18 protein-coding genes and 1 riboswitch are annotated in these 17,991 nt (G+C 29.9%); of the genes, 12 read left to right on the forward strand and 6 right to left on the reverse strand.

What is annotated here, in order from left to right:
* Nucleotides 1-7: 7 nt before the first annotated feature.
* The 5 genes from DYA59_RS07365 to ribH all read right to left on the reverse strand — a co-directional run bounded on the left by DYA59_RS07365 (nucleotide 8) and on the right by ribH (nucleotide 3,918).
* A complete protein-coding gene (locus DYA59_RS07365; RefSeq protein WP_115270851.1) occupies nucleotides 8-358 on the reverse strand; it encodes an Hpt domain-containing protein in 351 nt (116 codons plus the stop codon).
* A 139-nt stretch (nucleotides 359-497) separates the two neighbouring features.
* Nucleotides 498-1,694, reverse strand: coding sequence for a GTP cyclohydrolase II (gene ribA, locus DYA59_RS07370; RefSeq protein ID WP_115270853.1), 1,197 nt, complete (start codon nucleotides 1,692-1,694; stop codon nucleotides 498-500).
* Nucleotides 1,695-1,708: 14 nt separating this feature from the next.
* Complete coding sequence (locus tag DYA59_RS07375) at nucleotides 1,709-2,359, reverse strand: riboflavin synthase (protein ID WP_115270855.1); 651 nt, start codon at nucleotides 2,357-2,359, stop codon at nucleotides 1,709-1,711.
* Nucleotides 2,360-2,375: 16 nt separating this feature from the next.
* A complete protein-coding gene (gene ribD / locus DYA59_RS07380) occupies nucleotides 2,376-3,452 on the reverse strand; it encodes a bifunctional diaminohydroxyphosphoribosylaminopyrimidine deaminase/5-amino-6-(5-phosphoribosylamino)uracil reductase RibD (protein ID WP_245943724.1) in 1,077 nt (358 codons plus the stop codon).
* A gap of 4 nt (nucleotides 3,453-3,456) precedes the next feature.
* A complete protein-coding gene (gene ribH, locus DYA59_RS07385) occupies nucleotides 3,457-3,918 on the reverse strand; it encodes a 6,7-dimethyl-8-ribityllumazine synthase (protein ID WP_115270857.1) in 462 nt (153 codons plus the stop codon).
* Between the two features lie 86 nt (nucleotides 3,919-4,004).
* Nucleotides 4,005-4,134: riboswitch (FMN riboswitch) on the reverse strand.
* 235 nt (nucleotides 4,135-4,369) lie between these two features.
* Here ribH and DYA59_RS07390 point away from each other — a divergent pair.
* The gene (locus DYA59_RS07390; RefSeq protein WP_115270859.1) at nucleotides 4,370-5,683 is read left to right on the forward strand and encodes a Na+/H+ antiporter NhaC family protein; all 1,314 of its coding nucleotides are present in this window, start codon (nucleotides 4,370-4,372) and stop codon (nucleotides 5,681-5,683) included.
* Between the two features lie 26 nt (nucleotides 5,684-5,709).
* A complete protein-coding gene (locus DYA59_RS07395) occupies nucleotides 5,710-6,186 on the forward strand; it encodes a GNAT family N-acetyltransferase (RefSeq protein ID WP_115270861.1) in 477 nt (158 codons plus the stop codon).
* A 55-nt stretch (nucleotides 6,187-6,241) separates the two neighbouring features.
* Here DYA59_RS07395 and DYA59_RS07400 read toward each other — a convergent pair whose 3' ends face one another.
* Nucleotides 6,242-6,946 (reverse strand): DUF554 domain-containing protein, encoded by a 705-nt coding sequence (locus tag DYA59_RS07400; protein WP_115270863.1) that lies wholly within the window; start codon nucleotides 6,944-6,946, stop codon nucleotides 6,242-6,244.
* Nucleotides 6,947-7,052: 106 nt separating this feature from the next.
* On the opposite strand from DYA59_RS07400, the gene DYA59_RS07405 reads away from it, so the two are divergent.
* The 10 genes from DYA59_RS07405 to DYA59_RS07450 all read left to right on the forward strand — a co-directional run bounded on the left by DYA59_RS07405 (nucleotide 7,053) and on the right by DYA59_RS07450 (nucleotide 17,914).
* Nucleotides 7,053-10,469, forward strand: coding sequence for a DNA polymerase III subunit alpha (locus DYA59_RS07405; protein WP_115270865.1), 3,417 nt, complete (start codon nucleotides 7,053-7,055; stop codon nucleotides 10,467-10,469).
* A gap of 71 nt (nucleotides 10,470-10,540) precedes the next feature.
* Nucleotides 10,541-10,966, forward strand: a complete 426-nt coding sequence (locus tag DYA59_RS07410; RefSeq protein WP_115270867.1) for an acetyl-CoA carboxylase biotin carboxyl carrier protein — start codon at nucleotides 10,541-10,543, stop codon at nucleotides 10,964-10,966.
* Between the two features lie 31 nt (nucleotides 10,967-10,997).
* Nucleotides 10,998-12,344, forward strand: a complete 1,347-nt coding sequence (gene accC, locus DYA59_RS07415) for an acetyl-CoA carboxylase biotin carboxylase subunit (RefSeq protein WP_115270869.1) — start codon at nucleotides 10,998-11,000, stop codon at nucleotides 12,342-12,344.
* A gap of 72 nt (nucleotides 12,345-12,416) precedes the next feature.
* Nucleotides 12,417-12,791 (forward strand): Asp23/Gls24 family envelope stress response protein, encoded by a 375-nt coding sequence (locus DYA59_RS07420; protein ID WP_115270871.1) that lies wholly within the window; start codon nucleotides 12,417-12,419, stop codon nucleotides 12,789-12,791.
* A gap of 52 nt (nucleotides 12,792-12,843) precedes the next feature.
* Entirely contained in the window at nucleotides 12,844-13,368 is a 525-nt protein-coding gene (gene amaP, locus DYA59_RS07425; protein WP_115270873.1) for an alkaline shock response membrane anchor protein AmaP, read from the forward strand.
* Between the two features lie 12 nt (nucleotides 13,369-13,380).
* Nucleotides 13,381-13,602 (forward strand): DUF2273 domain-containing protein, encoded by a 222-nt coding sequence (locus DYA59_RS07430; RefSeq protein WP_115270875.1) that lies wholly within the window; start codon nucleotides 13,381-13,383, stop codon nucleotides 13,600-13,602.
* A 12-nt stretch (nucleotides 13,603-13,614) separates the two neighbouring features.
* The gene (gene nusB, locus DYA59_RS07435) at nucleotides 13,615-14,013 is read left to right on the forward strand and encodes a transcription antitermination factor NusB (RefSeq protein WP_115270877.1); all 399 of its coding nucleotides are present in this window, start codon (nucleotides 13,615-13,617) and stop codon (nucleotides 14,011-14,013) included.
* A 122-nt stretch (nucleotides 14,014-14,135) separates the two neighbouring features.
* Nucleotides 14,136-15,167, forward strand: coding sequence for a threonine aldolase family protein (locus DYA59_RS07440; protein WP_115270879.1), 1,032 nt, complete (start codon nucleotides 14,136-14,138; stop codon nucleotides 15,165-15,167).
* A gap of 81 nt (nucleotides 15,168-15,248) precedes the next feature.
* On the forward strand, nucleotides 15,249-15,443 hold the full coding sequence (locus tag DYA59_RS07445) for a heavy-metal-associated domain-containing protein (protein ID WP_115270881.1): 195 nt from the start codon (nucleotides 15,249-15,251) through the stop codon (nucleotides 15,441-15,443).
* Nucleotides 15,443-17,914, forward strand: coding sequence for a heavy metal translocating P-type ATPase (locus DYA59_RS07450; protein WP_115270883.1), 2,472 nt, complete (start codon nucleotides 15,443-15,445; stop codon nucleotides 17,912-17,914). Before DYA59_RS07445 ends, DYA59_RS07450 begins: the two co-directional genes overlap by 1 nt.
* Nucleotides 17,915-17,991: the final 77 nt, after the last annotated feature.

Here is a 17,991-nt window from a genome sequence, read left to right on the forward strand (position 1 = left end):
CATTTTACTAAATCAACTTCTTTAATATTTCAGTTACATGTTGCATTTCTTTTTCCAATTCAGGTCTTATATTATTTATCTCTTCAAGTTTATTTTCTCTAGCTAAATTAACTATCTCATTTGAATATTGATATACCTTATTGAGGCCTAAATTACCAGCTACTCCTTTTAATGTATGAGCTATTTCTTCAATTTTTTTTACATCACTTCTATCTAATGCTATTTTTAAATCTTCAAAATTTTTATCTTCTGAAAATTTTTTTAAAAACTTTACATAAAATTCTATCATATCTCCAAATCTCGCTAAACTTCCATCAATATCTATATCTATTATTCCATTTAAATCTTTTAATTCCATTTTCTTTCCTCCTATATCTAACTTTTTACAATTAAAGTATATAATATTTATCTTTTTTTAGCAACTTTATGAACTCCTTTTCCTAATATTATAAAAGGGAGAAACTATAACTGGTTTCTCCCTCACAGTATCCTCTATTTTAAATTTTTGTTAACATATGTCTCATTTTTTCTTTTTTAGTCTTCATATATTTCTCATTAGTCTCATTAAATCCTGTCTCTATAGCTTCTCTTCCTATTACCTTCATTCCATAATTTTCAAGAGCTTCTATTTTTGCTGGATTATTAGTCATTACTCTCACTGACTTCACTCCTAAAGCTTTTAACATTTGAACAGCTATCGCATAATCTCTCATATCTGGCTCAAATCCCAAAGCCACATTAGCCTCTACTGTATCAGCTCCTTGATCTTGAAGAGTATATGCTTTTAATTTATTTATAAGGCCTATTCCTCTTCCTTCTTGTCTTAAATAAAGAACTACTCCTTCTCCTTCTTCATCTACTCTTTTCATAGCTCTTTTCAATTGAGAGCCACAATCACATCTTAAAGAGCCTAAAATATCTCCTGTAAAACATTCAGAATGCAATCTAACTAAAACATTCTCTTTTCCTGCTACATCTCCTTTTACTAAAGCAATGTGTTCTTTTCCATCTAGATTATTATCAAATGCTACTATTTCAAAAATTCCAGATCCAGTAGGCATCTTAGCTCTTATCGCAACCTCTACTAATTGATCATTCATCTTTATATATTTTTGTAAATCCTCAATAGAAATCATTTTCATATTTAATTCTTTAGCTAGCAATTGTAAATCATCAAATCTAGCCATTGTTCCATCTTCTTTCATGATTTCACAACATAAACCCATTTGTTTAAGTCCAGCTAATCTCATTAAATCTACAGTTGCCTCTGTATGGCCATTTCTGACGATTACTCCACCTTTTCTAGCCACTAATGGAAACATATGTCCTGGTCTTCTAAACTCATATGGCTTAACATTTTCATCTAAAGCTTTCATAGCTGTCAATGAACGCTCATAGGCCGATATCCCAGTTGTTGTATCTACATGATCTATTGATACAGTAAAAGCAGTGGAATGATTATCAGTATTATCATAACACATTGGAGGTAGAGCTAATTTTTTAGCATACTCCTGTGTCATAGGCATACAAATTAATCCTTTTCCTACTGTTGCCATTAAATTTATATTTTCAGGAGTAGCAAACTCAGCTGCACAAACAAAATCTCCTTCATTTTCTCTATTTTCATCATCTACTACTATTATTACTTTACCAGCTCTTAATTCTTCAAGAGCATCTTCTATTCTATCCAACATCACAATTCACTCCTCTAAAAACCATTTTTTAGTAAAAACTCCATAGTAATTCCCTCATTCTCTTTAAAAGGTCCATCTTGAAATTTTAAAAGTCTTTCAACATATTTTCCAACTAAATCAGTTTCGACATTTATATAATCTCCAACTCTTTTTTTCCCGAGCGTGATCATTTCTTGAGTATGAGGTATAAGTGAGACTCCAAAAGTCATATCTCCTAATTTCATTACAGTAAGACTTGCTCCATCGAGAGTGACTCTTCCTTTTTCAACTATGTATTTCATATATTTTCTTTCTATCTCTATCTCATATATTTTAGCTATTCCTTCAGAAATAATTGCAACCACTCTTCCTTCACAATCTACATCTCCAGTTACTAAATGGCCTCCTAATGGTGTAGCTAAAGTTATTGACTTTTCCAAATTTACTTTATCTCCTACAGTTAACCTTTTAAGATTAGTTCTTTTTACTGTTTCATACATACAATCAGCAGTAAAATAATCACTTCCTAACTTTGTCACTGTAAGACATGTCCCATTTGTTGCAATACTATCTCCAAGCTTTGCTTTCTCTAAGACTTTTTTACACTTTATTTTTAATTTTAAAGATTTTTCTCCGCTTTCAATAGATAGAACTTCTCCCATCTCTTCTACTAATCCTGTAAAAATAAGAAATCACTCCTTTCTATCTATAAAACTCCATAGATACATTATCTCCATAACTATTTATTTTAACATTTTTCAATTCGATTCCATCAGCTATATTCTCCATAGAAAATCCTTTTATAAAAGGTATTGCATTTTCATCTCCAAGTATTTTAGGTGCAATAAATATTTCTCCACCATCTATTGCTCCCTCCTTAAAAGCTTTAGATATAAGATATCCTCCACCCTCTAGTAGTATTCCATCTATTCCAAGATCTCCAGTCTTTAATAAAATTTCTGATATTTTAAAATTTTTACCTTCAAAATAAATAACTTTTACTTTCTTATCTAAAAGTATCTTACTTTTTTTATTTTCTACATTTTTTTGTGATGTCAAAACTATACTTTTACCATCTTGAAAATTTACTATCTTACTCCCTAATGGTATCTCTAAATTTGGATCCACTACTATTCTATATGGATCTCTTCCATTTTCTATTCTAGCTGTTAAACTTGGGTCATCTTTTAATACTGTATTAATACCAACCATTATCCCCATATATTTACTTCGTAGTTTTTGTACTCTTTCTCTAGCTAATTCATTTGTAATCCATTTTGAGTCTCCAGTTTTTGTAGCTATTTTTCCATCTAATGTTATTCCACATTTTAAAAAAAGATATGACTTTTTTTCTACTATATACTTCATAAAAACTCTATTAAGCTCTTTTGCTTCTTGCTCTAATACTCCTGTTATTACTTCTATTCCAGCATCTTGGAGTATTTTTATTCCTCTTCCTGATACTAAAGGATTAGGATCAAGAGATGCAATAATACATCTCTTCAATCCCATTTCTATTATTTTTTTAGCACATGGTGGAGTCTTTCCATAATGTGAACATGGTTCTAAAGTTACATAAATATCTGCTCCCACAGCTTTTTCTCCTGCCATCTCTAAAGCAAATACTTCTGCATGGGGTCCTCCATACTTCTTATGATATCCCTCTCCTACTATTATTCCATTTTTCACTACTACAGCTCCTACCAAAGGATTCGGATTTACAGCTCCCTCTCCAAGAGCAGCTAACTCTAATGCTCTTGCCATGTACTTTTCATCCATAAAACTACATCCCCTTTAATAAATTTACCATTTCAATTGCTGTTATAGCTGCATCAAAACCTTTATTTCCAGCTTTTGTTCCAGCTCTTTCTATAGCCTCTTCAATGCTATTAGTTGTCAATACCCCAAATATTACTGGAATATTACTATTTAAGCTAACTGTTGCTACTCCTTTAGAGACCTCAGCACAGACATAATCAAAATGTGGTGTAGACCCTTTTATAACTGCTCCTAAAGTTATTACCACATCATATTTCCCAGATTCTGCCATTTTCTTTGCTACAAGTGGAATTTCAAAAGCTCCTGGAACCCAAGCTAAATCTATGTTATCAGCTTCTACTTCATGTCTTAATAAAGCGTCCTCTGCCCCAGCAATAAGTTTAGATGTAATAAATTCATTAAATCTAGCTGCTACTATTCCTACTCTTAATTCTTTTCCTGTAAATTTCCCTTGTAATACTCTCATTTTTCCTCCTTGATTTCTCAGGACAAATAAAAAACCCAGACTTATTCTGGGCATGTAAAAAAGTATAAGATTCCTTATTAAAGATATCTTTTCTTCTTCCATCCAGACTATACTGTCGGTTTTGGAATCTCACCAAATCAGAATTTCAAAGAAACTCTCGTGGACTATAACCACCGGTCGGGAATTGCTTTCACTCACCCTGCCCTGAAGATTAAATATTTATTATTATAGTTCAAGTATAATCTTATTCAATAAATTTGTCAACTATTATTTTTTAATATAATTCTTCAATATATTCTTTTATTTTTCTAAGATAACTCCTATATATACAACAAAAACTTTTAATTATTTCTTTACTAATCAAATGATTAAAAAATCTTTACTTGCTTTTTATTAATAAACAAAGTACACTTATTATGTAAAATTATTTTCAATTTATCAGGAGGAAAATATGGAAAACAAAAAATCCAGCTTTCTTGGGTTAATACCTTTATTAATTTTTGTCATTATCTATTTAGGAACGGGAATCTTCCTACATTTTCAAAAGATAGAAATGGCTTTCTATCAATTACCCTCTCCAATTGCTATCTTTATTGGGTTAATATCAGCATTCACAATATTTAAAGGAACTATAAATGAAAAATTTAGTAATTTCCTTCAAGGATGTGGACATCAAGATATTATTACAATGTGCATAATATATCTTTTAGCTGGAGCTTTTGCTACTGTTACTAAAACAATGGGAGGAGTAGATGCAACCGTACATTTCGGCCTTACTCATGTATCTTCTCACTATATAGCTGCTGGATTATTTATTATATCTGCATTTATTTCAACAGCTACTGGCACATCAGTTGGTTCTATCGTTGCTATTACTCCTATAGCGATAGGTCTCTCTGAAAAAAGTGGTGTTTCTATGCCACTTATATTAGCTACTGTTTTGGGTGGTTCCATGTTTGGTGATAATCTTTCTATTATATCGGATACAACTATTGCCGCTACAAAAACTCAAGGAGTTGAAATGAAAGATAAATTTAGAGTTAATTTATATATAGCTGCCCCTTCTGCTATAATAACTATCATTTTACTTCTTATTTTTGGGCGTCCGGAAAGTATTCCTAATATAGAAATCCTTCCATACAATTTTTTAAAGATTCTTCCTTATGTAATTGTACTTCTATTGGCCATTATTGGTATAAATGTTTTTATAGTGTTGACATCAGGTATTATTTTATCGGGAATTATAGGATTTGTTTATGGAGATTTTTCATTTTTAACTTTTTCTAAAGAGATTTACAATGGGTTCACAAGTATGAATGAAATTTTCTTACTCTCGCTACTTACAGGTGGACTTGCTACAATGACTACTAAGGCTGGTGGAATTCAATGGCTTATTGATCAAATTCAAAAATTTATAGTTGGACCTAAAAGTGCAAAAATAGGAATAGGCACCTTAGTAGCTTTAACTGATATAGCTGTTGCTAATAATACAGTTGCTATTATAATTAATGGTCCAATTGCTAAAAAAATTTCTGAAAAATACAATGTTGATCTAAGAGAAAGTGCAGCTATATTAGATATTTTTTCTTGCATTTTTCAAGGCTTTATTCCCTACGGAGCTCAAATGTTAATTCTCTTAGGATTCACAGCTGGTAAAGTTTCTCCATTAGATATCATTCCATTATTATGGTATCAAGGTTTACTATTTATTTGTACAATACTATTTATAATTTTCTCTTTCAATAATAGAATTTTTAATAAATGAAATACTTAAAAATGGAGGAATAAATCTTGAATATATTAATAAGAGAGGCTAAAATAAAGGATTTTGAAAAAATGAATTTACTTTTTGAAGAGTTAGATAAATACCACAGAATTAATTTACCACATATTTTTAAAAAAGCAAAGGTCATAGGAAGATCTTTAGAGCATATAGAAAATATGTGTAGAGATGAAAATAGTGAGATATTTGTAGCTGAGAGCGAAGGTCAATTATTAGGATTAGCAGAAGTAATAAAAAAGAAAAATACTCCATACCCTTTAAAAATAGATAGAGAGTGGATAGTTTTAGATACCATAATAGTCAAAAAGGAATATAGAGGAATGGGAATAGGTAATATGTTATTTGATACTATTCTAGATTGGACTAAAGAAAAAGGAATTAATAGGATAGAAGTTAATGTATATGAATTTAATGAAAGTGCAATACTATTTTATGAAGGATTAGGATTTGAAAATTTTAGTAGAATCATGTATTTGGAGATATAAAAAATTAAAGGAAAATATACTTAGATAGTAATCTAAATAGATTTTCCTTTTTTATTTAAATTATTAAACTAAATAATTTTGAACAAGGCCAAATAAGAATAAGAGCTGGAAGTAGATTAATAGCACTTATATGTTTAATTTGTGCAATACTAAGTCCTAAGACAAAAGTAAGAATTCCTCCCACTGCAATAAAATCTTTCATCATATCAGGAGAAATAAAAGGAATTATAAATTGTGAAAGATAAAAAATGATTGTAAGGATAATAAATTGAGGAATAACAATTAAATTCATAGGATAACCTAAAGTAGCAGCAAAGATAACAGAGGCAAAAATATCCATAACAGCTTTAGAAAGTAAAATAGTCATATCTCCAGTTATTCCTTCGTTAATAGCTCCAAATATATTAGTTCCACTAGCACAAAGAGTAACTGTAACAAGTAAATAAAAATGCATATAAGCCTCTTTATCTCCAGGAATATCAAAATTTAACTTATTTAAAATATTTTGGAAAAAATTTCGAATTTTTTTATCTAAGGATAAAATTTCTCCAAGTAAAGCTCCTAAAATAAGAGCTAAGATAACAGCAGGTAAAGAGTTAAGTTTAATCATAGAAACAATACCAATTAGAATGGCAGCTATACCAAAAATAATATTCATTGAATATTTAATGTGAGTTGGGATATGATTTTTAATCATACTTCCAATATTTATTCCAATGAGAACACAACAACAATCAATAATAATTCCTTTAGGTAACATAAAAAACCTCCTTAAAAAATTTTCTCATTTTAACATAAGAAGATAAAAAAATCAAGAGTAAAGAGAGGTTTTATGGTATAATTAAAAGAAAAAAGGAGGAGAAATTATGATAAAAAACTTTGTACATCTACATTTACACACTGAATATAGCCTCCTTGATGGAGTAGGAAAGATAGATGATTATTTAGATAGAGCCAAAGAGTTAGGAATGCAAGCTATAGCGATTACTGACCATGGAAATCTTTTTGGAGCCTTAGAATTTTATAAAAAAGCAAGGAAAAAAGGGATAAAGCCAATAATAGGAATGGAAGCCTATGTTTGTGAAAGAGGAATGGAAGATAAAGAGGGGAGAAACTTTCATTTAATCCTTTTAGCAAGAGATAATGAAGGGTATAAAAATCTTTTAAAGATAAGTTCAGAGAGTTTTATTAGAGGATTTTACTATAAACCAAGAGTAGATAAAGTATTTTTAAAAGAACATAGTGAAGGATTGATAGCCCTTTCAGCTTGTATGCAGGGGGAGATATCTAGAAGAATTTTAGATATGGAAAGTGAAGTTAAAATATCTAATGCAATAGATGAGTATGTAGATATTTTTGGAAGAGAGAATTTCTTCATAGAAGTACAAGCGAATGGAATAAAAGAGCAATTTGAATTAAATGAAAAACTTTATGAAATAGCTAAGCAAAATAATTTAAAATTGGTAGCTACTAATGATACTCACTATGTAAATGAAGGAGAACATACACTTCAAGATATTTTGATTTGTGTACAAACAGGAGCTAAACTTTCTGATGAAAAGAGAATGAGAATAGAAACTGAAGAGTTATTTTTAAAAAGTAGAGAGCAGGTATTAGGGCAACTTGGAGAGAAATATATAGAGGCAGTAGATAATACTATTGTTATAGCAGAGAGATGTAATGTAGATATAGAATTTGGACATTTTAAATTTCCAGATTATAAGATACCTACTTGTGTAAAAACTATTGAAGCTTTTTTAAGAAAGTTAGTATATTTAGGATTATCTAAGAGATATTCTCATGGACTTACTAAAAGTATAGTAGAAAGAGTGGAGTATGAGCTTGGAATAATAGAGAAGATGGGATATGCTGGATATTTCGTAGTAGTGTGGGATTTTATAGATTTTGCCAGAAGAAAAAATATTCCAATAGGACCAGGGAGAGGTTCTGCTGCTGGAAGTTTGATAGCTTATGCTTTGGGAATAACTCAACTAGACCCATTAAAATATAATCTAATTTTTGAAAGATTTTTAAATCCAGAGAGAATATCTATGCCAGATATAGATATAGATATTTGCCAAGAAAGACGTCAAGAGGTAATAGATTATGTTATAGAAAAATATGGAGCTGATAAGGTTGCACAAATTATTACCTTTGGAACAATGAAAGCTAGAGCAGCTATTCGTGATGTAGGAAGAGTACTTAATACTCCACTTAGCAAAATAGATGCAGTGGCGAAATTAGTCCCTTTTAATGCTACTATAAAGCAGACTTTAGAGGGAGTAGAGGAGTTTAGAAAACAGTATTTAGAAGATAGAGAGATACAAAAAGTTATAGATATTTCAGCTAAGATAGAGAATAAAGTAAGACATGCCTCTGTACATGCAGCAGGGATAGTAATTACAAAGGACCCACTTACTGATACAGTGCCACTTTATTGTGATACGAAAAATAAAGTAGTTTCTACTCAATATCAAATGAAAGAGCTAGAAGATTTAGGACTTTTAAAGATGGACTTTTTAGGGCTTAGAAATCTTACTAACTTACAGAGAACTATTGATTATATAAAAGAGGACTTAGGAGAAGAGATTAGATTAGAGGATATTCCACTAAATTCTAAAAAAGTATATGAATTGCTTTCTAGAGGGGATACATCTGGAGTATTCCAGATGGAGTCAGTGGGTATTAGAAAAATATTAGTAAAATTAAAACCTGATAAATTTGAAGATATCATTGCACTTTTAGCTCTATATAGACCTGGACCTCTTGGCTCTGGAATGGTAGATGACTTTATCAATGGTAAGAATGGAACAACTGAGATAAAATATCCACATCCATCATTAGAGCAAACATTGAAGGAAACTTATGGGGTAATTTTATATCAAGAGCAGGTAATGAAGATAGCTAATATAATGGCTGGATACTCTTTAGGAGAAGCAGATTTATTAAGAAGAGCTATGGGGAAAAAGAATGTTCAAATAATGGAGGAGAATAGAGAGAAATTTATTACTCGTTCAATAGAAAATGGTTATAGTGAAGAGAAAGCACAGGAGATGTTTGAACTTATAGATAAATTTGCTGGATATGGATTTAATAAATCTCACTCAGCAGCCTATGCTCTTATAGCTTATTGGACAGCTTATTTTAAAGCTCATTATATGAAGCATTATTATGCAGCACTTATGACATCAGAGATGGCACATATTGAAGATATAGCTTACTATGTAGATGATGCTAAAGTGCATAATTTGAAATTACATCTTCCAGATGTCAATAGAGCCACTTCTAAATTTATTGTAGATAAAACTGGAATTATATTTTCCTTAGCAGCTATAAAAAATGTAGGAGAGGGAGTGTCTGAAAAAATACTTGAAGAATATAATGAAAATGGAGAATATAAAAATTTAGAAAATTTTGTAGTGAGAACTAAAAAATATGGACTTAATAAAAAAGCATTGGAGTCTTTAATTTTAGCTGGAGCTTTAGATGGACTTCCTGGAAATAGAAGACAAAAATTTGAATCAGTAGATAAGATAATCGATTATGCTAACAGAAAATTAAAGGAAGATGATATACAGCAGATGAATCTTTTTGGTGAAGCTAAATCTTCTTTAGGAGTATTTACACTACCTCAAGTAACAGAATACTCTTTGGATGAGTTATTATCTAAGGAAAAAGAGTATTTAGGATTTTATTTTAGTGCACATCCATTAGATAGTTATAGAAGACTTATAAAAGTATTTAGATTATCTTCTATCAATGAAATAAAAGAGGAAAAGACTACACAGATTTTAAAAACTTATGGAATATTAAGAGATGTAAAAAAAATAGTAACTAAAAATTCTGGACAGATAATGGGAGTTTTTGAGTTAGAAGATTATTATAACAAGATTTCTTGTGTTCTTTTTCCTAAAGATTATGAGAGATATACTCATATACTTTTAGAAGGAAAACCTGTGTATATTGAAGGAAGCATACAGATAGATTATTTTAAAGGAACTGAGAATAAGAAACTTATAGTTAGAAAATTAAAGTTTTTAGATGATATAGTTAGAGAAAAAAATTTAAAATTGTATATTTTAATGATAGAAGAGGATAGAGAAAAATTTAGTAGACTTAAGGAGATTTTAAATAAATCAGTAGGAGAAACTCCTGTTTTCTTTGCTATTAAAGATAAAAATCATAAAGAGGTAAAGAAAAGTAAATATAGTATAACTCCAGATAAGATTTTTCTTGATGAAATAGTAGAATTGATGGGAGAAGAGAGGGCAACTATAAAATAACAGTAGTAATTTTTATTGAAATATAGACAAGTTAGTGGTAAAATATATAAATATTGTACAAGGAGGATTTTATGAAAAGTGATATAAACACTATTGAAGAATTAATGAAAATTCTTCAAGAAAAAAAACTAACTGAGATATCGTATGAAACATCTGAAATAAAAATAAATATAAAAGGTTCTCTTATGACTACAAATGAACCTTTAGTTCCAAAAAAAACCGAATCTAAAAAAGAAAGTTTTGAAAAACTAGCAGAAACATCTAAAGATATAGTATCTGAACACATAGGAAGATATATCTATCTAAAAAAAGATGGAACACCCATAGTAAAAATAGGTCAAAAAATAGAAAAAGGTCAAGAACTTGGAAATGTTGTTGCTGTTGGAGTAGCTCTACCTGTAGTAGCTAAATTTTCAGGTAAAATAGAAGATATATATATAGAAAATGGTAAGCCAGTAGATTATGGAAGACCATTAATAAAAGTTAAAATTTCATAGTCATAATTCTTGGATTATCAGGAGGAAAAATATGTTTAAAAAGATACTTATTGCAAATAGAGGAGAGATTGCTGTAAGAATAGTAAGAGCAGCGAGAGAACTAGGAATAAAAACTGTTGCTGTATATTCTGAAGCTGATAAGGAAAGTCTGCATGTAAAGCTTGCAGATGAAGCTGTATGTATAGGTGGAGTATCTAGTACAGAGTCTTATTTAAAAGTTCCTAATATAATCGCAGCAGCTGAAATAACAGGAGCAGATGCTATACATCCAGGATATGGATTTTTATCAGAAAATGCTAAGTTTGCGTCAATATGTGAGGAACATAATATTACGTTTATAGGTCCTAGACCTGAATGTATAACAAAAATGGGAGATAAAGCAACAGCTAGAGCAACCGCAATAGCTAATAATGTTCCTCTCACTAATGGAACTGGAATAGTAAGAAGTATATCAGAAGCTAAAAAAGAAGTAAATGAAAGAATCAAATATCCAGTAATGATAAAAGCCACAGCTGGTGGTGGTGGAAAGGGTATGAGAATTGCCAGAAACGATGAAGAACTAGAATTAAATATAATCGCAGCTCAAACAGAAGCTGGAGCAGCTTTTGGGAACCCAGATGTCTATATAGAAAAATTTGTAGAAAATCCTAGACATATAGAGATACAAATTTTAGGAGATAAGCATGGAAATGTTATCTATTTAGGTGAAAGAGACTGCTCTATTCAAAGAAGACATCAAAAACTTATAGAAGAAGCTCCCTCATTTTCATTACCTTTTGAAGTAAGAAAAGCTATGGGAGAAGCAGCAGTTACACTAGCTAAAGCTATAAATTATGACTCTGCTGGAACATTAGAGTTTCTAGTAGATAAAGATAATAAGTTTTATTTTATGGAGATGAATACAAGAGTTCAAGTTGAACATACTGTAACTGAAATGGTAACAGGACTTGATATTATAAAACTACAAATTCAAATAGCTTATGGTGCGAAGTTAAATATTACACAAGATGACATCCAACTTTTTGGACATGCAATAGAATGTAGAATAAATGCTGAGGACCCTAATAATAACTTTTTACCATCACCAGGAGTGCTTACAAAGTATATAGTTCCTGGTGGAAATGGAGTAAGAGTTGATTCTCACTCATACCAAGGATATGAAATAAGCCCATACTACGACTCTATGATAGGAAAATTAATCACTTTTGGTATTAATAGAGAAGAGGCTATTGCTAAAATGAAAAGAGCTTTAAAAGAGTATATAATTGAAGGAATAGATACAACTATACCTTTTCATTTAGAAGTATTAGATAATGAACTTTATTTGACTGGAAAAACTTCAACAAATTTTATAGAAGAAAATTTTTCAAAAAAATAATTTTATAAGTAGTGGTTTTTTGTAAAAAAATTAAGTATAATATAAATAGAAGATTACACGGAGGTGTTACAAATGAGCGAATTAGGAAATATTAGAATATCGGATGACGTAGTAAAAACTATAGCAGCTAAAGCAGCTTCTGATGTTGAAGGCGTTTATAAGTTAGCAGGAGGAGTTGCTGATGAAGTTAGTAAAATCTTAGGTAAAAAAAGACCTACAAATGGAGTAAAAGTAGAAGTAGGAGAAAAAGAATGTAGTATTGAAATATTTATTGTTATTGAATATGGATATCTCATCTCTGAAGTTGCTCATGATGTACAAAAATCAGTTCTACAAGCTGTATCAGAACTAAGTGGTTTAAAAGTAGTAGAAGTAAATGTATATGTTCAAGATGTGAAAATTAAGGCTGAAGAGACTTCTGAAGAAGAGGAAGATTTAGAGGTGTAACTCCCTAGAGGTGTTTAAAAGCACCTCTAATCTTTTATTACAGGAGGTATTTATGATAAAAAAAATTATTTTCTTCTTTGCATGGATAGGAATATTTTTACTTTCTATAACAGGAATAGTATATGTAGTTATTCCAAAATATTTAGTACAATTTAATACCTATATAGGAACTTTAAGCTATGATATAATAGTTCTCATCATATCTATAATATACTTTATAGTCTCAATATTAAAATTTTTATCTTTATTTGAAAAAAATAAAGATTATGAAATTAAAACTGAAGATGGAATAGTATATATTTCATCATCATCTGTTACTAGCTTTATAAGGGAGCTTTTAACTAAAGATAAGGAAATTTCTAATATAAGAGTAGAAACTTCTAAAAAGGGAAGAAAATTTAATATAAAAGTGAGATTAGATATGCTTTCTAACGGCAATATATCTGGTAAATCTTCTTCAATACAAAATGAAATAAAAAGTAAACTAGCTGATAAAATGGGATTAGAAGTAGGAACTATTGAAGTAAAAATATCTAAGCTAGCTGTAAAAGATACTGATAGTCAATTTGAAGAGTAGAGGTGAAAATTTATGTTAGAAGAAGTTTTAGCAAATCTTATCTACAATAGAAAAAGATATCTTTATGCTTTCATAGGATTTATAATGGCAGTCCTATTAGTAACAGTTGGAATTTTCGAAACAATATTTATATTACTAGTTACATTTATAGGATATTGCTTTGGAAGTCCTATGCTTGTTAAAAAAATAAAAAAAATAAAAAATATATTATCTGAAAAATTAAATGAAGAGTAAGAAAGGAAAATAATGAGTAGAAAAGTAGCAAGAGAAGAACTATTTAAATTAGTTTTTGAAAGTGAATTAAAAGAGGAAAATACAAAAGAAACACTAGAAAATTATTTAAAACGAGATGAAGCTTTAACTAATGAAAACGAATTAAAGTTTATAAAAAAATATATGAATGGAATGGCCATAAATAATGATAGAATATTAAAAACTATCAATGATAATATCACTGGTTGGAGTTTTGAAAGAATTGGAAATGTAGAAAAATCTCTATTAAAATGTTCTGTCTATGAGCTTTTATGTGAAACTACACCACATGAAATAGTTGTAAATGAAGTTGTAGAGCTTGCAAAACTCTACGGAGATGAAAAAACTTCTGAATTTGTAAATGGGATATTGGCTAAAATAATAAATAAGTAAATAAAAAAGTTGTTACATGAAATGTAACAACTTTTTTATAAAATCAAAATTAGGCATAAATTAGTACATTTATATGGCAATAATTGTAATATAAAAAACTATGTTAAATTGGAGGTAAAAAAATGGTAAGTTTTAAAAATGACTATAGTGAGGGAGCATTACCAGTTATAATGGAGGCTCTTTTAAAAACTAACTTAGAACAAACAGTTGGATATGGAGAGGATGAATACACAACTAAGGGTATAGAAACTATAAAAAAGGCTATAAATTTTAAAGATTGCTATGTACGTCTTTTAGTAGGAGGAACACAAACAAATCTTCTTACAATTTCTCATATTTTACGTCCATATGAAGCAGTAATAGCAGCAGATACAGGACATATCAGTGTACATGAAGCTGGTGCAATAGAAGCTACTGGACATAAAGTAATAGAGTTGGCAACTAATGGAGATGGAAAAATAAACTTAGATATGATAAAAAAAGCTTATGATATTCATAAAAATGATTTTCATATGGTAAAACCTAAGATGGTATATATATCTAATCCAACAGAATTAGGAACTCTTTATACAAAAGAGGAATTAATAAACATCTCTAATTATTGTAAAGAGGTAGGTATGTATCTATACCTTGATGGAGCAAGAATGGCGTCAGCATTAGCTTCTGAAAAAAATGATATAGAACTTACTGACTATCCTAAATATTGTGATGCTTTCTATATAGGAGGAACTAAATGTGGACTTTTATTTGGAGAGGCATTGGTAATTACAAATAAAGAGTTAGCAGGAGGATTTTTCTGTAGTACAAAACAAAAGGGAGCTACTTTAGCAAAAGGAAGATTGTTAGGAATACAATTTGCAGAGTTATTCCAAGGAGATAGATACTATCAAGTAGGAAAACATTCAAATGAGATGGCAGCTATGTTAAAAAAAGGAGTATTAGAGGCTGGATATAAATTGAAAGCAGATTCATATACTAATCAACAATTCTTTATACTTCCTAATAGAATAATAGATGAGATTGGGAAAAAATATAGATATGAATTTTGGGAAAAAATAGATGAAGAAACTTCAGCAATTAGATTAGTAACTTCTTGGGCTACAAAAGAGGAAGATGTAAAAGATTTTATAGAAGACTTAAAAAATATGAAATAAAATATTGACAAAAAAAGTAAAAAATAGTATTATAGGTATAGGGGGGTACCCCTATATTTAATTTAAGTGGAGGTAATAATTATGAAAAAAGTAATAAAAATAGATGGTATGGGTTGTCAACACTGTGTAAAAAGTGTAACTAATGCTTTAGAGAATGTATCTGGAGTAAAGATATTAGAGGTAAAAATTGGAGAAGCTACTGTGGAAATAGCTGAAGATTTTGATATGAGTATAATAGTTGAAGCTTTAGATGATGCAGGATATGAGGTAATCTAATGACTAAAAAAAATTATCAACTTGGTGGGGTTACTTGCCAAGTATGTGTAAATAAGATAGAGAAGAAGCTCTCTAAATTAGAAGGAGTAAATGAAGCTGTTGTAAATTTTTCTAATGAAAAACTTATTGTAGATTATGATGAAAAAGTATTAGAGAGTGAAAAGATAAAAGAGGTTGTAAAAAAACTTGGATATGAGATAGAAGAGATAAATGATTATAAAGAAGTAGAACTAGATATCTCTGGAATTACTTGCCAAGTATGTGTAAATAAGATAGAGAAAAAAGTAGGAAAGTTAGAGGGAGTAAATGAAGTTGTTGTTAATCTAGCTAATAGTAGAGGAAAAGTAATCTATGATTCTGAAAAGATAAAACTTTCTGAAATACTAGAGGTTATAAAAAAACTTGGATATGATGGTAAGAAACATGAAGAGTTAGAAGAAGATAGCAGAGCTTTAGAAAATGAAAAGATTCTTAAAAGAGAGTTTTTAGAGTTTAAGTTGGCAATATTTTTCTCAGCAATTGTTTTCTATATATCTATGGGAACAATGGTAGGGCTTCCTGTTCCTAATATAATCTCTCCTGATAATAATCCTTTGAATTTTGCTTTGATTCAACTAGTATTAGCAATACCTGTAATCTATATAGGTAGAAGATTTTATAGAGTGGGAATAAAGCAACTTATTATGAGAAGTCCCAGTATGGATTCATTGATAGCTACTGGTACAGGATCAGCTATACTGTATAGTTTGTATGGTACATATAAAATTTATCAAGGAGATATTCACTATGCTCATGCACTCTACTATGAGTCTGGAGTAGTAATATTAGCTCTCATCTTATTAGGAAAATATTTAGAAAATGTAAGTAAGGGAAAAACTTCTGAAGCTATTAAAAAGCTTATGAATTTAAAAAGTAAAAAAGCTACTCTTGTAAGAGATGGAAAATTTGTACAGGTAGATATAGAGGAAGTAGAGCTAAATGAGATAGTTTTAGTAAAGCCTGGAGAGAGTATCCCTGTAGATGGAGTAGTTGTAGATGGCCAAAGTAGTGTAGATGAATCTATGCTTACAGGAGAGAGTATTCCAGTAGAAAAAAATATTGGAGATAAAGTTTTTGGAGCAAGTATCAATAAAAATGGAACTTTACAAATAAAAGCTGAAGCTATAGGAAAAGATACAGTTATATCTAAGATAATTAAACTTGTAGAAAATGCTCAAGGAAGTAAGGCTCCAATTGCTAAGATAGCTGATAAGGTTTCAGGTTATTTTGTTCCAGTAGTAATGCTTATAGCCACAATAGCTGGTATAACTTGGTACTATTTAGGAAGCAGAGGAATAGTTGAAATACATGAAGCACCATCTATCTTTGCTCTTACCATATTTGTAGCAGTTATGGTTATAGCTTGTCCATGCTCTTTAGGTCTTGCTACACCTACGGCTATAATGGTAGGAACTGGAAGAGGAGCAGAATTAGGAGTACTTATTAAATCAGGAGAGGCTCTTGAAAAAGCTCATAAAGTTGACACAATAGTTTTTGATAAAACTGGAACACTTACTGTTGGAAAGCCAAAGATTACAGATATAATAGTTTTTAATGAAATGAGTGAAGATGAGATTTTAAAAATATCTGGAGCATTGGAGGAGTATTCAGAACATCCATTAGGAGAAGCTATTGTGGAAGCTGTGAAAGAAAGAAAATTAGTATTTCCAAAAGTTAAAGATTTTAAATCTATAACAGGAAAGGGAGTATCTGGTGTTATAGATGAGAAAAAAATATATATAGGAAATATTAAGCTTATGAAAGAGTTTGGTATAGAATTAGGAGATGAAAAAATCTTAGATGAATTAGCAAATCAAGGTAAAACACCAATGTATTTAGCAATAGATGGTAAACTTGCTGGAGTAATAGCAGTAGCAGATATTTTAAAAGATGAGGCTATTGAAACAATAAAAGAGTTACAAAAAAGAGGTTACCATGTTGGAATGATAACTGGAGATAATAAACTTACAGCTCAAGCTATTGGAAAACAAGTGGGAATAGATATAATCTTTGCTGAAGTAACTCCAGAAGAGAAGTATCTAAAGGTAAAAGAACTACAAGAGCAAGGAAAAAATGTAGCTATGGTAGGAGATGGAATAAATGATTCTCCAGCTCTAGTCCAAGCTAACATAGGTATAGCTATTGGTGGTGGAACAGATATAGCTATGGAAAGTGCTGATATAGTTCTTATGAAGAAAAATTTAAAAAATGTGTTAGTGGCTATGGAATTAAGTCATGCAGTAATAAAAAATATAAAAGAGAATCTATTCTGGGCTTTTATTTATAATACAATAGGAATACCAGTGGCAGCTGGTGTATTATATCCTCTTACTGGGCATCTATTAAATCCTATGATAGCTGGAGCAGCTATGGCAATGAGTTCAGTTTCTGTTGTAACTAATGCACTTAGATTAAAAAAATTCAAAAAATAATCTAAAAAGTTAAAGGTATTGAGCAAATTTTTTATTTTAAATTTGCAACAATACCTTTTTTTAATGTATAATATATG

The organism is Fusobacterium necrogenes, assembly GCF_900450765.1.
Taxonomy (GTDB): domain Bacteria; phylum Fusobacteriota; class Fusobacteriia; order Fusobacteriales; family Fusobacteriaceae; genus Fusobacterium_A; species Fusobacterium_A necrogenes.

Excerpts from the sequence above, each read along its gene's own strand:
- DYA59_RS07365 (WP_115270851.1), bottom strand. The coding sequence starts at position 358 with ATGGAATTAAAAGATTTAAATGGAATAATAGATATAGATATTGATGGA.
- ribA (WP_115270853.1), bottom strand. The coding sequence starts at position 1,694 with ATGTTGGATAGAATAGAAGATGCTCTTGAAGAATTAAGAGCTGGTAAA.
- ribD (WP_245943724.1), bottom strand. The coding sequence starts at position 3,452 with ATGGATGAAAAGTACATGGCAAGAGCATTAGAGTTAGCTGCTCTTGGA.
- ribH (WP_115270857.1), bottom strand. The coding sequence starts at position 3,918 with ATGAGAGTATTACAAGGGAAATTTACAGGAAAAGAATTAAGAGTAGGA.
- DYA59_RS07390 (WP_115270859.1), top strand. The coding sequence starts at position 4,370 with ATGGAAAACAAAAAATCCAGCTTTCTTGGGTTAATACCTTTATTAATT.
- DYA59_RS07400 (WP_115270863.1), bottom strand. The coding sequence starts at position 6,946 with ATGTTACCTAAAGGAATTATTATTGATTGTTGTTGTGTTCTCATTGGA.
- DYA59_RS07405 (WP_115270865.1), top strand. The coding sequence starts at position 7,053 with ATGATAAAAAACTTTGTACATCTACATTTACACACTGAATATAGCCTC.
- DYA59_RS07410 (WP_115270867.1), top strand. The coding sequence starts at position 10,541 with ATGAAAAGTGATATAAACACTATTGAAGAATTAATGAAAATTCTTCAA.
- accC (WP_115270869.1), top strand. The coding sequence starts at position 10,998 with ATGTTTAAAAAGATACTTATTGCAAATAGAGGAGAGATTGCTGTAAGA.
- DYA59_RS07420 (WP_115270871.1), top strand. The coding sequence starts at position 12,417 with ATGAGCGAATTAGGAAATATTAGAATATCGGATGACGTAGTAAAAACT.
- amaP (WP_115270873.1), top strand. The coding sequence starts at position 12,844 with ATGATAAAAAAAATTATTTTCTTCTTTGCATGGATAGGAATATTTTTA.
- DYA59_RS07430 (WP_115270875.1), top strand. The coding sequence starts at position 13,381 with ATGTTAGAAGAAGTTTTAGCAAATCTTATCTACAATAGAAAAAGATAT.
- nusB (WP_115270877.1), top strand. The coding sequence starts at position 13,615 with ATGAGTAGAAAAGTAGCAAGAGAAGAACTATTTAAATTAGTTTTTGAA.
- DYA59_RS07440 (WP_115270879.1), top strand. The coding sequence starts at position 14,136 with ATGGTAAGTTTTAAAAATGACTATAGTGAGGGAGCATTACCAGTTATA.
- DYA59_RS07445 (WP_115270881.1), top strand. The coding sequence starts at position 15,249 with ATGAAAAAAGTAATAAAAATAGATGGTATGGGTTGTCAACACTGTGTA.
- DYA59_RS07450 (WP_115270883.1), top strand. The coding sequence starts at position 15,443 with ATGACTAAAAAAAATTATCAACTTGGTGGGGTTACTTGCCAAGTATGT.